The sequence below is a fragment of the Nocardia pseudovaccinii NBRC 100343 genome (assembly GCF_001613225.1).
Taxonomy (GTDB): Bacteria; Actinomycetota; Actinomycetes; order Mycobacteriales; family Mycobacteriaceae; genus Nocardia; species Nocardia pseudovaccinii.
In genome coordinates, this window is record NZ_BDBY01000165.1 from 1 (window position 1) to 13,632 (window position 13,632).

The window sequence follows — 13,632 nt, forward strand, 5'->3', positions numbered from 1 at the left end:
GGGTGCCACCGTTACCTCGTCAAGTGTGCGCGCCCACGGGGCCGCCGCGCGAACCAGCGGGCGCCGACTCGACCGGGATCAGGAACAGCTGCCGCCGGAGAATTCGTCGAGGTGCTGGGAGATCACGGTGGCGAGCCGGTCCAGGATGTTCGTTCCCTCGGAGAGGCTGCCCGAATCTGGCTGGATGGCAATGGCGACCGCAATCTGACCGCCCGGTCCCTGGATCAGGCCGAATTGGCGGACCAGATAGGAGCCGGAGGTGTCGGGCCCCCAACCACCTTTGAATTGCGCGCCCTTGAGTTCGCCGAGGCCCCAGCGCTGACTCGACGTGATCTGTTCCATCAGATCGATGACGTCCGAACTCTGCGGTAGGCATGGCAGCCGGGAGGCGAACCGAACCTGTTCGGTGAGCGCCCAATCCGCCTGTCCGAATGCGGAGGCATCGGAGCGCGTCTTGGTGGCGGGCACCGTGGTCTTGGTATCGCCGCCCTCGCGCAGCACTGCCTCGACCGCCTTGGCCGCCTCCTGGCCGGTGCCGAGCGACTGCCAGAGAGTATCGGCCGCGGCGTTGTCGGACTGGGTGATCGCCGCCGTCGCCGCGTAGCTCGAGCTCGTCGAACTCTTGCGCTGCGTAGCGATGACCAGCGGCACCTTCATCGTCGACCAGGCGGGTCCGGTGGTCCAGTCACCGAAGGTCACCATCTTCGCGCCGCCGACCGGCATGATCGCCATGCCCAGCTTGCCGTGCACACTCAGCTGCAGTTCCTGGAAACCGGCGGCCAGTGTGCCCGGCACGGTGACGGATAGGTGCTGCTGATCGGTGTACGCGGCGGCCGCGGTGATGCTGGGCTCGGCAGAGTACTTGTCGGCGTCCGTGCCGCATCCGGCCACGATGAGGAGTCCGGCCAGCGCGGTGACGCCGACCGCTTTTCGCAGGCGCCGGGATAGCTCAAAATACATACTTCGACACATTCTCGTTTCGAACTCCCCCGCGTTTCGATGTCAACACGGCGTCCCGACACCGTACTTGGCATCGACACCGACCGCCCACCGTAACCGCGCCCACGCCGTCGAACCCCGAACAGCGACAACGGCTTACAGCGTGGTCAACCGCCATGTACACCGTAATGCGTCCGCTTTGCGCCACTGGTAGTCCATGACCGCGCGCTGCCGCCCTCATCCGCGAACTCCTTGTGTTCATCGCCTCGCAACGTACTCGACAAATCCGGCACAGCCCACTTTTCCTGGTACCAGGGGGGTACTGCGCGCCTCGAAGGGACGGGCGTGTCACCCTGGCGCAGGGGCTCGAATGCGGCGCAGGATGGTTCGATGGAGCTGACTTCGGTACACATCGATAAACCGGACGATCTCAACGTCATCATCGGGCAGGCCCACTTCATCAAGGCGGTCGAGGACCTGCACGAGGCACTGGTCGGGATCAGTCCGCATCTGCGTTTCGGGTTGGCATTCTGCGAGGCGTCCGGGCCGCGGCTGATCCGGACCTCCGGCAATGACGACGATCTGACCGAGCTCGCCACCAAGAATGCCGTCGCGGTCGGCGCAGGACATTCGTTCATCGTGTTCCTGCGCGAGGGCTATCCGGTCAATGTGCTCAATGCGATACGGCAGGTACCCGAGGTCTGTGGAATATTCTGCGCCACCGCAAATCCGGTCGAGATATTGATTGCCGAGACCGAATCGGGACGCGGAATTATCGGAGTCGTCGACGGGGGCGCACCGCTCGGCATCGAAAGCCCCACCGACAAAGAAGCCCGCAAAAAACTACTGCGCCAAATCGGATACAAGCTGTAAATACCCGCCGCCTCAATAGAGGCTGCCCGCCCTCGCCTGCGGCAAGCTTGGTCCTGGGATCTGGATACTCGATCACCATGTATCGGTGGCGGAAAATCTCGAGAGTGCCCCGCCACCAATACATTCTCGGCTAATTGTCAGTGGGGGAATCGATGGCATTGATAGTTCTCTGCGGAATTGACGGGCGCGTTCGAGCAGGTGAGCATCGCGGTACGGGTACTCGCGCAGGAATGCGCGGCCCCTCAGGCGGAAGCCCCGGCGTGCCGGGGCGGGAAGGACTTTCGCGAATTCTTTGCGTGGGGCGTCGCCGTGGAACAGGAGCATCGGATTGAGCAGGGAGCTGCCCGCGGTGAGTTCCAACGCATCCAGTGCGCCGTCCGATTCCAGCCAGGCGGCCACCTGCAATGACTCCGGGAGCGAAAGGCCGCCGCGCACATTCAACTTCGCGGTGACAGCCAAGCGGTCGCCGACGGCTTCGCGCACCGCCACCGCGACCTCACGGGCAAGCCGGGCGCGATTGGCCAGGGATCCGCCGTAGCGATCCTTGCGCCGGTTCAGTAGCGGGCTCAGGAACGAACTCACCAAATAGTTGTGGCCGAAGCGGATTTCGACCGCATCGAAACCCGCCTGCTCGGCGAGCTGGGCGGCATTCGCGTAATCGTCTATGACCGCGGCGATTTCGGATAAGTCCAGAACGCGCATGGGGCGCATACCGAGCGGGCTGAACATTCGGCTCGGCGCCAGCGCGGGTGCGCGATTGGATGCGGCATTGGCTACCGGTCCCGCGTGACCGATCTGGGCGCTGACGGCGGCGCCTGCGCCGTGCACGGCGTGGGCCGACAGCCGCAGGTGCAGCCGCCCGATGGGATCGGCCGCCAATCCGATGAACGGCTCGATCACCACATCCACCAGCGCCGATACCGAACCGTGCGCGGTCGTCACCTCGGTCAGCCGTTCGGCCCACAATGATCCGAGCCGGTCCTCCAGCAATGCCGCGACAAGCGCTTCCTTCGAGCCGAAGTGATAGTGCACCACAGCGAGATCGGCCCCGGCCGCCGCGCAGATCCCCCGCACCGAGACATCGTCATACCGCTCGGTCAGCAAGAGTCGCTCGGCCGCCAGCAATAGCCGCTCGCGCGTGCCCGCCGCGGCTGCCTGTTCCACCGTGACTGCGGTCGACCACGTTCCCATCGCCGACTACGGGAGGCCTAGCATGGGAGCTACCTCTAGAGCTCCACGCGAGGAGAAGTGACCAGCTCAGGACGGGAGCATCATGAGCCAGCACGTCACCTACCGGAGAATCTACGAAGCGCCGATTCCGTCGGACGGTACTCGCGTGCTCGTCGATCGGGTCTGGCCGCGCGGGATCCGCAAGGAAGACGCGCACCTGGACGAGTGGATGCGTGACATCGCACCGTCGACCGAACTGCGCAAGTGGTACGGGCACCAGCCCGAGCGCTTCGCCGAATTCCGTCGCCGCTATCTGGCCGAGCTGCGCGATACTCAGCACCGCGACGCCGTCGCGCAACTACGCGACATCGCCCGCGAACATCCGGTGACGTTGTTGACCGCCACCCGCGACGTAGACCACAGCCAGGCCGCCGTCCTGGCGAACTGGATTGCGGCAGAGGCGAATTCGCCTGACTGACGCGTCTGGACCTAACCGAGCTTACGGGCGGTGCCGCGGTGCGCGGGCACGGTGGTGGGATCCTCCGGCCATGCGTGCTTGGGGTAGCGACCGCGCAGGTCGCTGCGGACCTGCGGCCAGCCGGTGCGCCAGAACGACGCCAGGTCCGCGGTGATCGCGACCGGCCGTTGGGCGGGCGAGAGCAGATGCAGCACGACCGGCACTCGCCCATCGGCCAGCGACGGTGTCCGCGTCCAGCCGAAGACCTCCTGCACCTTGACCGCGAGCACCGGCGGGTCGGTCGAGTAGTCGAGACGGACGCGACTGCCGGAGGGTACCGGCAGGCGCTCCGGCGCGAGTTCGTCCATGCGCGCGGCATCGGGCCACGGCAGCAGGCGACGCAGTGCCTGTCCCGCGTCGATGCGTTCGAGGTCGGCGCGGCGTCGCGCCGTCGCGAGTTCGGGGCCGAGCCAGGCGTCGGCATCGGCCACCAGTGATTCGTCGTCGACCGGCGGCCAGGGGGCGCCGAGTGTGCGATGCAGGAAGTCGAGGCGCTGACGGAGGAAGGCCGCATCGGAATCCCAGTGCAGCAGAGTGAGTCCGGTGGAATTCAGGCCGCGTCGCACTGCCGCGCTGAGCAATTGGCGATCTGGATCACGAATCTGCCGCTCCGACAACATGATCGCACCCAATCGTTCGACCTGCCGGGCAACCACGTCACCGTCTACCCAATCCACCTCGTCCGCAATCTGCAGCAGACTCGATGCCGCACGTCGGGCGAGCGTTTCGTCGGCGACCGCGGCCGACCGGATCCGCCCGTCGGAACGACCCGGATCGCGTGTCGCCACCGCGACGGCCAGCCATTCCGCATCACCCAATCCGGAACCCGGCGGCAGGGTCACCGCCGTGCCACCCGCCATCAGATAGCTCGCCGAGCCAGGACCACGTCGCCGTGCCAGTCGTTCCGGATGTGCCAGTGCGACAACGAAAGCCGGATCGTCGTCGCCATCCGTCGCGTCGACCAACCGCGACAGACGCTCGACCTCCCGCCGCCAGCGCGGCGGACGCTCACGCCGCAACGCGCGCAGACCGGCCACGAGATCGACGCCGGGCACGAGGGTGTCATCGTCGAGGACCGCGACAACTTCCGCCGCCGCCCGGGTGCCGACCTCGGCGGCACCGTCGAGCAGCGATCGCGCCAATCGGGGATGCAGTCCGACTCGGGCCATGTGTCGCCCGCGCTCGGTGACCTCCCCCGCTCCGGTCACGGCCCCCAACGCGCGCAACACATCTCGGCCAGCGGCCAATCCGCCCTGCGGCGGTGCATCCCACCACGCGAGACCATGACCATCGGGGGTGCCCCAACACGCGAGCTCCAATGCCAGACGCGTCAGATCCGCCGTGCGAATCTCCGGCTCCGGATAGGCAGGCAGGGTGCCGTTCTCGTACTCCGGCCAGCAGCGCCATACCTTACCCGGAGCCTCGCGTCCCGCGCGCCCAGCCCGTTGCTCGGCGACGGCAGCCGAAACGCGAACTGTCGCAAGGCCGGACAACCCGCGCCCCCGATCGATGCGCGGCACACGAGCCAGCCCCGAATCCACCACGGCGCGCACCCCCGGCACCGTCAAACTCGATTCGGCCACGGCGGTGGACAACACGACGCGCCGCCGCGAGCCCGGCCGCAACGCAATATCCTGCGCGGCAGCGGAAAGCCTGCCGTGCAACGGAACCAGATCCACGTCTACATCCGCCAAAAGGTCCATGGTCCGGCGGATTTCGGCTGCTCCGGGCAGGAAGACCAGCACATCCCCGTCGCCCCCGCCGAGCGCTGCCCGCGTTGCGCGGGCCACCTGCGCTTCGCTCCGTTCCCTCGGCAACGACGGAACATACGTCGTCTCCACTGGATAGGCCCGCCCATGCACTTCCACCACTGGCGCACTACCCAGTAGCACCGAAAGACGTTCGGCCGCAACCGTTGCCGATGTAGCGAGCACCCGCAGATCCGGCCGCAACCCCGCTCGCGCATCCAGCAGCAACGCCAACAGCAGGTCCGCGTCGAGATGCCGCTCATGACATTCGTCGAGGACGACGACATCCGCGCCCGCCAACTCGGGATCGCCCTGCAACCGCCGCACCAGCAACCCGGACGTGACCACCTCGATCCGGGTCCGGGCACTGACCCGCCGATCTCCCCGGACCGAATAGCCGACCGTCTCCCCCACCGACTCACCCAAGAGCGCGGCCATCCGCCCCGCCGCCGCTCGCGCCGCCAAACGGCGAGGCTCGGCCACCACCACTCGCCCGAGATTCTCCAACGCCAGCGGCACCAATGTCGTCTTCCCGGTTCCCGGCGGCGCGACCAATACGGCGATGCCACGCTCGGTCAATGTCGCGGCAATGCGGTCGAGCGCGCCACGCACGGGCAGATCAGGGAGCTCGGGCAGTTTCATTGCCAACCAGTCTGCAGCCCGGTACGAAGGACCTGAACCTCGCCCCGCGGGCGGTGCCGCGCTGACGACCCCGATCGGGAACCGGGAATTCTCGACGCGAGCACCTGCGCCGACGAGACACGCGCTGACCGAGCACGCGCCTGCAACCTGTTGTGCTGGGATTACGGCGCCCTCAGCATCCAGACGACCGCTGGATCCCTTACCGATGCCCACACCCACCGCTCCAACGGCGCGTTTTGCTCCGATTCCGACGAAATACCTTGTGCGGCAACACTACCCGCGCTCACATAGGGGTTCGCTACGATAGAGATGTGCGGATCGGAGTAGGGCTCTCCACCGCGCCGGGAGCGTGGCAAGCAGGAGCGGAAGCCGCAGCGCACGCCCGCGATCAGATCGCGGGCGAGACGCCGTCGCTCGCTGTGCTGCTGGCCTCACGTGCGCATACCGACGATGCCTCGGCCGTACTCGCCGGAGTCCACGAGACGGTGCAGGTGCCCGCACTCGTCGGATGTGTGGCGCAGGCGATCGTCGCCGGCCGCCGTGAGATCGAGGACGAGCCCGCAGTGGCGGTATGGCTGGCATCCGGATTGCCCGCCGCCGAGACATTCCAGCTCGACTTCGTTCGCACGGCGACCGGAGGGGTACTCGCGGGCTACCGCTTCGACAAGGCCGCACGCGACTTCCACCTGCTGCTGCCCGACCCGTTCTCGTTCCCCGCCGACATTTTGCTCGAGCACCTGAACACCGAGCTGCCCGGTACCACCGTGATGGGCGGGCTGGTGAGCGGCGCGCGGGGCCCGGGCGGCTGCCGACTGTTCCGCGACCGCGATGTGGTGACCTCCGGCGCGGTCGGCGTGCGACTGCACGGACTGCACGGTGTCCCCATCGTGTCGCAGGGCTGCCGACCGATCGGCTATCCGTACATCGTCACCGGCGCGCGTGGCGCACTGATCACCGAATTGGGCGGCCGACCGCCGATCGTGCGGTTGCGCGAGATCGTCGAGGTGCTGCCTCCCGACCAGCAGGAACTGGTGACACACGGGTTGCAGATCGGCATCGTGGTCGACGAGCATCTGGCGGTACCCGGGCAGGGCGATTTTCTGATCCGTGGTCTCCTCGGTGCCGACCCGTCCAGCGGCGCGCTCGAGATCGGCGAGCTCGTCGAGGTCGGCACTACCGTGCAGTTCCAGGTCCGCGACGCGGTCGGGGCGGACGAAGATCTGCGTGCGGCCCTCGTCCGAGTGGGTTCGGACCTGCCAGGAAACCCGGCGGGTGCTTTGCTGTTCACCTGCAACGGACGGGGTCGCCGGATGTTCGGGGTCGCGAACCACGACGCCGCCCTGATCGAGGACCTGCTCGACGGCATACCGCTCGCTGGCATCTTCGCCGCGGGCGAGATCGGTCCCATCGCCGGCCGCAATGCGCTGCACGGATTCACGGCATCGATGGCGGTATTCGTCGAATGAGCGTCGACCTGCGGGTCTACGCCGAGCTGAACGATTTCCTACGGCCCGACGAGCGGTACACGGTGCTGCGTCGGCCGTTCCGTCCGCACCAGAGCGTGAAGGACGTCATCGAGGCGGCAGGCATCCCGCACACCGAGGTCGACCTGGTTCTGGTCAACGGGCAACCGGTCACCTTCGGCCAGCGCCCCCGCGAAGGCGATCGGATCGCCGCCTATCCCGTATTCGAGACACTGGACATCGGCCGGGTTACCAGGGTGCGCCCACACCCCCTGCGCGAGCCGCGCTTCGTCGCCGACGTGAATCTCGGCGGCCTCGCCAAGCTGATGCGGCTGATGGGCCTGGACGTGCACTGCCGGTGGGACGCCGACGACGCCGCACTCGCCGAGCTGTCGGCGGCCGAGCACCGGACCCTGCTCACCCGCGACCGTGGACTGCTGAAGCGGCGCAACGTAACTCACGGCGTGTACATCAGATCGGACCAGCCGGTCGATCAGATCGTCGAGGTGATCCGCCGGTTGGATCTCGTCGAGCACTTGGCGCCGTTCACCCGCTGCCTGCGCTGCGGTGGCGCCGTTGTCGCGGTCGCCAAAGCCGAGGTCGAAGATCGGCTGCAACCGCTCACCCGCCGCCATTACGACACGTTCCGGAAGTGCCGCACCTGCGGGCGGATCTACTGGCAGGGCTCGCACCAGGTCCGGCTCAGCGCCACGGTGCAGGCGATCCGCAGCCGCCTGAACCAATCCTATCTGTGTCAGTAGACCGAAATCAGCTCCGAGGCAACCTGTTTCAGTTCGGAATGGCCGATCTGCTCGTCCGGCAGCTCGCGCACCGGAACTCGGCTTCTGGAGAGTGTTGCGGTGGCTGGTTGCGGTTGGCATTATTGGCCACCGTATGCCGTTGATTTCCGATTCCGCGTATCACAGCCTCCAGGGCTTGTCCGTTGCTGATGCGCTGGGCGCCCAGTACTTCGTGCCAGGTCACTCCGTCACCGATCTGCTCGCCGGACGAACACCGGTGGCGCCGTGGCAGTGGACCGACGACACCGAGATGGCCTGCTCGGTATACACCCAAGTCCGCGGCCGGGGCTGTGTCGACCGGGACGCGCTCGCAGCCACCTTCGCCGATCGCTGCGAACCCTATCGTGGCTACGGTGGCGGCACAGTCGTTGTGCTGCACGAGATCCGCGACGGACGCCCCTGGAAAGAAGCAGCCGCAGCCGCTTTCGGCGGACGCGGATCATGGGGAAACGGGGCCGCGATGCGGGTCGCCCCACTCGGGGCGTACTTCGCTGGAGACCTGCCCCGAGCAGCAGCACAAGCCGCGCTGTCCGCCGAGGTCACCCATCGGCACCCGGAAGCGATCGTGGGTGCCATGGCGGTCGCCGCCGCAGCGAGCCACGCTGCGGCGACTCGTGGAATAGGCTGTACGCCAACTGAATTACTGCACGTGGTAGAGCCGTATCTGGTTGACGGGCGGACCGCGGACGGTATCCGGCGAGCTCGAAAGCTGCTCGGCCGATCGGTAGCCGAAGCAGCCTACGAACTCGGCAACGGCGCACAGGTCAGCGCCCAGGACACGGTGCCGTTCACGCTGTGGGCCGCCGCCACGTTTCTCGATGACTATCCGGGCGCGGTCACCGCCTGCATCCAGGCCGGAGGGGACGTGGACACCACAGCCGCGATCGTCGGTGGAATCGTGGCAGCACACACCGGGATCGGAAATCGAGGCTCGATACGCGGAGTACCGCAACAGTGGTTGTCGGCACGTGAGCCCCTGCCCGCATGGGCGACAGACTGACGCCGATCATCGGCGAGGCGAGCCGCCCGGCGACGAACATACGCATCTGTCGTTGATGACCTCGCTCGCGGCGTGCCGGTCCCGCTGCTGGCAGCTCGGCGAGCGCTAAACCTACCGGGGCCGCGGCCCATTCACGCGGTATGCGGCCGTTGCTGTCCGCACGAACGATCGGACCAAGGGGTTGGTGTCACCTTCGTTCCAGACGACCACCACACGGCTCGGCGCCATATCGACCAGCGGGACTACGGCCAGTCCCTCGGGCAGGGTGTGCCCCATCGGAGTTACGCCGACGGTGCCGTTCCAGAGCACGGCCTGCACGCATTCCTGGACGACCCGCACCACCGGGCCCGCACGCGACTTGCCTGCATTCCAATAGGTCTGCCAGATGGGGTCGGTGCCGTCGGGGAACTGGAACCAGCGGCGGTCGGCCAGGTCGGCCAGCTTCAGGTGGTCGCGCTGGGCCAGCGGATCGTCGGCGCGCAGTACCGCGCCGACCGGGTCGGCGCGCAGTTCGCGTGCGGCCAAGGCGGTTTCGTCGAATGGTGCACGGGTCACCGCGACATCGACCAGTCCGGCCTTCAGCCCGCAGGTGGGGTCGGTGAGATCGGTGTCGCGGATGCGGATGTCGACACCGGGGTGTTTTCGGCGGTAGGCGGCGGCCAGCCTGGTGACGCCGGGGTCGGTGCCGTCGCCGAGGATGCCGATGGTGAGGATCGAGGATCCGGCCGCGGCGGCCACCCGCGTGCTGACGCGGTCGGCCTGATCGAGCAGGGCGCGCGCCTCGTCGAGCAGCACCGCCCCGACCCGGGTGAGACCGACGCCGGTGGGTGATCGGTCGAACAGGGAGGCGCCGACCTCTGTCTCCAACTGCTGGATCGCGCGGCTCAGCGGCGGTTGGCTCATGTGCAGCCGGACGGCGGCACGACCGAAGTGGCGCTCCTCGGCGACAGCCACGAAGTAGCGCAACGTACGTGGTCCCACCCGGCGCTGCGCACACCTTCGCCAACATCACCGGCCAGTCGGCCGTCATGCTCAGCACCTTCACACCCGACCTGTATGTGCAGTACTTCCGCGACCTACGGGATCTGATTGCCGACGGCCAGGAACTGACACCACGGGTGAACATCGAAGTGATGGGCCACTACGCCACCGAGCCCGCCACCGACTTCGCCTGAACCCGAGCGGGCCGAGCACGCATTTCGCCTCGGCCCGCACCTGTCACCGCTGGATGGAATTGTGAACATCGTTTATTGGATCGCCGCCGGGCTGCTCGCCCTCTTCTACCTCTATGCAGGCGCACTGAAGATCACCCGAAGCCCGGATCGACTCCGGCCCATGATGGCCTGGGTGGACCGCGTACCACTACCCGCTGTCCGGACCCTCGGCGTGCTCGAGATACTCGGCGCGTTCGGACTGATCCTTCCCCCACTGACCGGCCTCGCGCCCTGGCTCGCCATGGCCGCGGCGATCGGTTTCGTACTCCTGCAACTCGGCGCGATCCCGGTCCACCTGACCGGCGAAGATCAAAGGGTCGCCCTCAACATCACACTTCTTCTCGTAGCCGCCGTGACCATTTGGCTGGCGACCATCTGGGCGTGATTTCCAGCGACGACGCGACGTGGTGACAGATCGCTACGTGGCCGGTCACCACCGCACGAGTGATGAGCGAACGTCTCCAGGGCTGCCCGAGCTCACCGTTCTTCGAGCGTTTCCACGAGGGCCGAGGCGATGAGGGCCACGGCCCGATCATCGTCGTGGGCTAGTTGCCGCAGGGTATCCAGCGCGATTGTTCCCGGCATCTCGGCGAGTGCCTGGGTCAGTCGGACCCGCACCGCCGAGTCCGTTGTGTGTGCGGTGAACTCGTCGACCAGCGCTCTCATGATCCGGTCCGCCCACTTCTCGTCCCGCGCCAACGCTCCCAAGAGCTCGGCCGCCTCGACATCGTTCGGCCCCTCGACCACCGTGCCGACAAGTTCCGGCACGGCCCGGGTCACACCCCGCGCACCCAGCGCGAGAGCAGCATGTCTACGGACCGTCGCGTCCACGTCCCCGAGTGCGTCCGTGAGCACCGCGGTCGCCTCGTCGCCCGGCAGCTCGGCGAGCGCCAGGACCGCGCGCCGCCGGATGTCGACATCCTCCGAGACCATGCCGGATGCCACGCTCGCCACACCGTCACCGCCAGCCCGTGCGAGGGCCCACCGCAGGGCCCCGGCAACGTTCGGATCGGATTCGGTGAGTACCGCCTCGGCCAACAGCTCGGCGGGCACGTCCTCGACCGAAGCCAGGACGGCCTGCTGCCGCCGGGCGGCACTGTGCGAACCGAGTCCGTGCAGCAGCTCGACGATGCGCAAGACGTCGTGCCAGTCGGCGGGCTCGGTCGCATCGACCGTACGGAGCCGGTCGAGGAGTTCTCGCTCCCGGTTCAGTCTTTCCTCGGTCTTTCGGATGAGGTCGCCGACCAGTCCGGACGGGGTGAATCCGGGACCGTCGAGAGCGCGTCCGATCTGACTCAGTGACAGACCCAGAGACCGCAGCCCCTCCACATGGAAGATCCGCCGGATGTCCTCGGGAGAGTATTCGCGGTAGCCACCCACGGTGCGACCGGTCGGTCGTACCAGACCGAGGGAGTCGTAGTGCCTGAGCATCCGGGCGCTCACCCCCGAGCGACGCGCCACCTCGCCGATCAGCACGCAGTTGTCTCCGCCCGGTCCGGACCGAGCGCGACGACCCGTCTCGCCGCACCGACGGCGAGGTCGAATCCCGCATCCGGGTCGTGCAGGAGCCGCTCCGTGGCGCTCGGGTCGTGACTTGCCAGCGCCTTTCGAAGGACCGGCTCGACCACCTCGCCGAGCGCGACGAGGGCACGGCTCAGGCTCAGTCGTACCTCCCGGTCACCGCGGCCGAATTGCGTGGCCAGCTCCGCGGCCAGCCCTGGCTTGTCCCCGTCGGGCACGAGAACGACCGCAGCGCGCCACGCACTCCGCGCGACCTCATCGTCGGCGTCGTGCAGCAACGACCGCGTGATTGCGGGCCATGCGTCCCTGTCTCCGATCTTGGACAGCGTATGCAGCGCTTGGCTCCGGGCCTGTGCGCGTTCGGAACGGAGTTCCGCGCGGAGTTTCGGAACCGTGATCTCCGGCGGGAGACGGGTCAGCGCCCATGTGAGCATGTCGCGCACAAAAAAGTCCGGCTCGATCGCGCACCGTTCTACGAGCGCGTCGACGAAACCGGGCTCGGGATGCGTGCCGACTGCCAGAGCCGCCTCGAGCCGCGTCGACGAGTTCGCAGCCGCCAATGCGTCGAGCAGTCGCATGTCCTGTGGATTCCTGTGTGTCGAGTTGATGGGGACCACCTCCGACAGCCAGTGAAGGCCTTCACACAGTGACAATGTCAAGTTCACGGGCGAGACGGGCAGCGGGGCGGAACGTCGGTGCGTCAGCCGCCGGACGGCTCGGAGGTGCGTTATCGTCGGCTTCCCGAGGGAGGAATTGTGGACATTACCGAGCTGATCCTTGATGACCACCATGAGCAGCGGCGGCTGTTCGCAATCCTGGAGCAGATCGATCGCGCGGAGACCGAGGTGCTTTCCGCGATCTGGGCCAGGCTGGCCGCCTTCCTCGAGCTGCACGCGCAGGCCGAGGAGGAGATCTTCTACCCCGCGTTGCTGCAGGTGGGTATCGCGGCCCGGCGTGCAGGCGGGGTCGAGGACGAGACACTCGACGCTATCCACGACCACAATCAGATCAGGGACGCGATCGCCGAAGTGACGCACCATCAGGTCGGCACCGATGGCTGGTACGCGGCCGTCGCGGCAGCGAACACGGCCAACAGCGATCACATGGCCGAGGAAGAACGCGAGGGCCTCACCGACTTTCGCCGCCTGGCCGGGCTGCCGCGCCGCCATCAGCTGGCCGTCGCGTTCGCCGCTTACGAGGCGCGCAACTACGCAGGCGTCCAGCCCGTGGACAAGGATCCCGTCAGCTACGTCCGCGAAGCGGAGAAGAAGCTGCGGACCGCTGCGAGCGGATCGCTGAGTGTCGGCACCCTGAAGCGGAACTGACCCGGAACACCGGCCGCGGGCTCGGGTACCCGCTGGACAGCCCTGTTTCTCACCGGAGGCCGAGCGCTGCAGAGCACCCTGCCCAAGGACCCCAGCCCTGAGCGGCGAGTACCTGCTCGGCGACGGCGATCTGCTGCTCACGGGTGGCTCTGTCGGCAGTCTGCGCATACGCGGCACCGCCGTATGCAGCCCATGTGCCCGGCGAGAATTGCAGGCCGCCCTGAAACCCGTTGCCCGTGTTGATACTCCAATTACCGCCCGATTCACACGCGGCGAGGCTGTCCCATTCCTGATCGGTGGCGGCGGAAGCCTGGCCGACATATGCCATGCCTGCTCCGCCGATGATCGCGCTGGTGGCGACGATCTTCTTGAGTGGGGTGCCCAGAGAGCTCATATCGCAGTTCCTTTCGAGTCAGCAAA

General features: G+C 67.3%; 14 protein-coding genes and 1 pseudogene. 8 read left to right on the plus strand and 7 right to left on the minus strand.

Annotated elements, in window-relative coordinates:
* Window positions 1–78: 78 nt before the first annotated feature.
* On the minus strand, window positions 79–960 hold the full coding sequence (locus NP3_RS19105) for a serine hydrolase (RefSeq protein ID WP_063042953.1): 882 nt from the start codon (window positions 958–960) through the stop codon (window positions 79–81).
* Between the two features lie 369 nt (window positions 961–1,329).
* Here NP3_RS19105 and NP3_RS19110 point away from each other — a divergent pair, with 369 nt between their 5' ends.
* Window positions 1,330–1,812 carry an adenosine-specific kinase gene (locus tag NP3_RS19110; RefSeq protein WP_063042954.1) on the plus strand — a complete coding sequence of 161 codons (483 nt, stop codon included), beginning with the start codon at window positions 1,330–1,332 and terminating at the stop codon, window positions 1,810–1,812.
* Window positions 1,813–1,884: 72 nt separating this feature from the next.
* On the opposite strand, the gene NP3_RS19115 is transcribed toward NP3_RS19110, so the two are convergent.
* Window positions 1,885–3,003 carry an oxidoreductase gene (locus tag NP3_RS19115; RefSeq protein ID WP_157124397.1) on the minus strand — a complete coding sequence of 373 codons (1,119 nt, stop codon included), beginning with the start codon at window positions 3,001–3,003 and terminating at the stop codon, window positions 1,885–1,887.
* Between the two features lie 82 nt (window positions 3,004–3,085).
* Here NP3_RS19115 and NP3_RS19120 point away from each other — a divergent pair, with 82 nt between their 5' ends.
* On the plus strand, window positions 3,086–3,460 hold the full coding sequence (locus tag NP3_RS19120; protein ID WP_063042955.1) for a DUF488 domain-containing protein: 375 nt from the start codon (window positions 3,086–3,088) through the stop codon (window positions 3,458–3,460).
* Window positions 3,461–3,471: 11 nt separating this feature from the next.
* Here NP3_RS19120 and hrpB read toward each other — a convergent pair whose 3' ends face one another.
* Window positions 3,472–5,889, minus strand: coding sequence for an ATP-dependent helicase HrpB (gene hrpB / locus NP3_RS19125; protein WP_063042956.1), 2,418 nt, complete (start codon window positions 5,887–5,889; stop codon window positions 3,472–3,474).
* Between the two features lie 311 nt (window positions 5,890–6,200).
* Here hrpB and NP3_RS19130 point away from each other — a divergent pair, with 311 nt between their 5' ends.
* The 3 genes from NP3_RS19130 (at window position 6,201) to NP3_RS19140 (ending at window position 9,152) form a co-directional block, all read left to right on the plus strand.
* Window positions 6,201–7,355, plus strand: coding sequence for an FIST signal transduction protein (locus NP3_RS19130; protein WP_063042957.1), 1,155 nt, complete (start codon window positions 6,201–6,203; stop codon window positions 7,353–7,355).
* The gene (locus NP3_RS19135) at window positions 7,352–8,113 is read left to right on the plus strand and encodes a Mut7-C RNAse domain-containing protein (RefSeq protein ID WP_063042958.1); all 762 of its coding nucleotides are present in this window, start codon (window positions 7,352–7,354) and stop codon (window positions 8,111–8,113) included. Before NP3_RS19130 ends, NP3_RS19135 begins: the two co-directional genes overlap by 4 nt.
* A gap of 133 nt (window positions 8,114–8,246) precedes the next feature.
* Complete coding sequence (locus NP3_RS19140; protein WP_063042959.1) at window positions 8,247–9,152, plus strand: ADP-ribosylglycohydrolase family protein; 906 nt, start codon at window positions 8,247–8,249, stop codon at window positions 9,150–9,152.
* Window positions 9,153–9,263: 111 nt separating this feature from the next.
* Here the strand turns inward: NP3_RS19140 and NP3_RS19145 are convergent, their stop codons facing one another.
* Window positions 9,264–10,133: a LysR family transcriptional regulator gene (locus NP3_RS19145; protein ID WP_174566240.1), complete on the minus strand. Its 870-nt coding sequence runs from the start codon at window positions 10,131–10,133 to the stop codon at window positions 9,264–9,266.
* Between NP3_RS19145 and NP3_RS19150 the strand changes: the two genes are divergently transcribed.
* Both NP3_RS19150 and NP3_RS19155 read left to right on the plus strand, forming a co-directional pair.
* A complete protein-coding gene (locus tag NP3_RS19150) occupies window positions 10,124–10,327 on the plus strand; it encodes a hypothetical protein (RefSeq protein WP_063042961.1) in 204 nt (67 codons plus the stop codon). The two genes, NP3_RS19145 and NP3_RS19150, sit on opposite strands and share 10 nt — an antisense overlap.
* 61 nt (window positions 10,328–10,388) lie before the next feature.
* Window positions 10,389–10,751 carry a DoxX family protein gene (locus tag NP3_RS19155; protein ID WP_063042962.1) on the plus strand — a complete coding sequence of 121 codons (363 nt, stop codon included), beginning with the start codon at window positions 10,389–10,391 and terminating at the stop codon, window positions 10,749–10,751.
* 92 nt (window positions 10,752–10,843) lie between these two features.
* Here NP3_RS19155 and NP3_RS19160 read toward each other — a convergent pair whose 3' ends face one another.
* Together NP3_RS19160 and NP3_RS19165 are read right to left on the minus strand one after the other, a co-directional pair.
* Window positions 10,844–11,842 carry a MerR family transcriptional regulator gene (locus NP3_RS19160; RefSeq protein ID WP_063042963.1) on the minus strand — a complete coding sequence of 333 codons (999 nt, stop codon included), beginning with the start codon at window positions 11,840–11,842 and terminating at the stop codon, window positions 10,844–10,846.
* Window positions 11,836–12,465 carry a HEAT repeat domain-containing protein gene (locus NP3_RS19165; RefSeq protein WP_174566241.1) on the minus strand — a complete coding sequence of 210 codons (630 nt, stop codon included), beginning with the start codon at window positions 12,463–12,465 and terminating at the stop codon, window positions 11,836–11,838. Before NP3_RS19165 ends, NP3_RS19160 begins: the two co-directional genes overlap by 7 nt.
* Window positions 12,466–12,582: 117 nt before the next feature.
* Between NP3_RS19165 and NP3_RS19170 the strand changes: the two genes are divergently transcribed.
* Window positions 12,583–13,212, plus strand: coding sequence for a hemerythrin domain-containing protein (locus NP3_RS19170; protein ID WP_245721012.1), 630 nt, complete (start codon window positions 12,583–12,585; stop codon window positions 13,210–13,212).
* A gap of 55 nt (window positions 13,213–13,267) precedes the next feature.
* On the opposite strand, the pseudogene NP3_RS19175 reads toward NP3_RS19170, so the two are convergent.
* A pseudogene (locus NP3_RS19175) lies at window positions 13,268–13,606 on the minus strand (transglycosylase family protein); the annotation flags it as partial.
* Between the last annotated feature and the right edge of the window lie 26 nt (window positions 13,607–13,632).

Excerpts from the sequence above, each read along its gene's own strand:
- NP3_RS19105 (WP_063042953.1), bottom strand. The coding sequence starts at position 960 with ATGTATTTTGAGCTATCCCGGCGCCTGCGAAAAGCGGTCGGCGTCACC.
- NP3_RS19110 (WP_063042954.1), top strand. The coding sequence starts at position 1,330 with ATGGAGCTGACTTCGGTACACATCGATAAACCGGACGATCTCAACGTC.
- NP3_RS19115 (WP_157124397.1), bottom strand. The coding sequence starts at position 3,003 with ATGGGAACGTGGTCGACCGCAGTCACGGTGGAACAGGCAGCCGCGGCG.
- NP3_RS19120 (WP_063042955.1), top strand. The coding sequence starts at position 3,086 with ATGAGCCAGCACGTCACCTACCGGAGAATCTACGAAGCGCCGATTCCG.
- hrpB (WP_063042956.1), bottom strand. The coding sequence starts at position 5,889 with ATGAAACTGCCCGAGCTCCCTGATCTGCCCGTGCGTGGCGCGCTCGAC.
- NP3_RS19135 (WP_063042958.1), top strand. The coding sequence starts at position 7,352 with ATGAGCGTCGACCTGCGGGTCTACGCCGAGCTGAACGATTTCCTACGG.
- NP3_RS19140 (WP_063042959.1), top strand. The coding sequence starts at position 8,247 with ATGCCGTTGATTTCCGATTCCGCGTATCACAGCCTCCAGGGCTTGTCC.
- NP3_RS19165 (WP_174566241.1), bottom strand. The coding sequence starts at position 12,465 with ATGCGACTGCTCGACGCATTGGCGGCTGCGAACTCGTCGACGCGGCTC.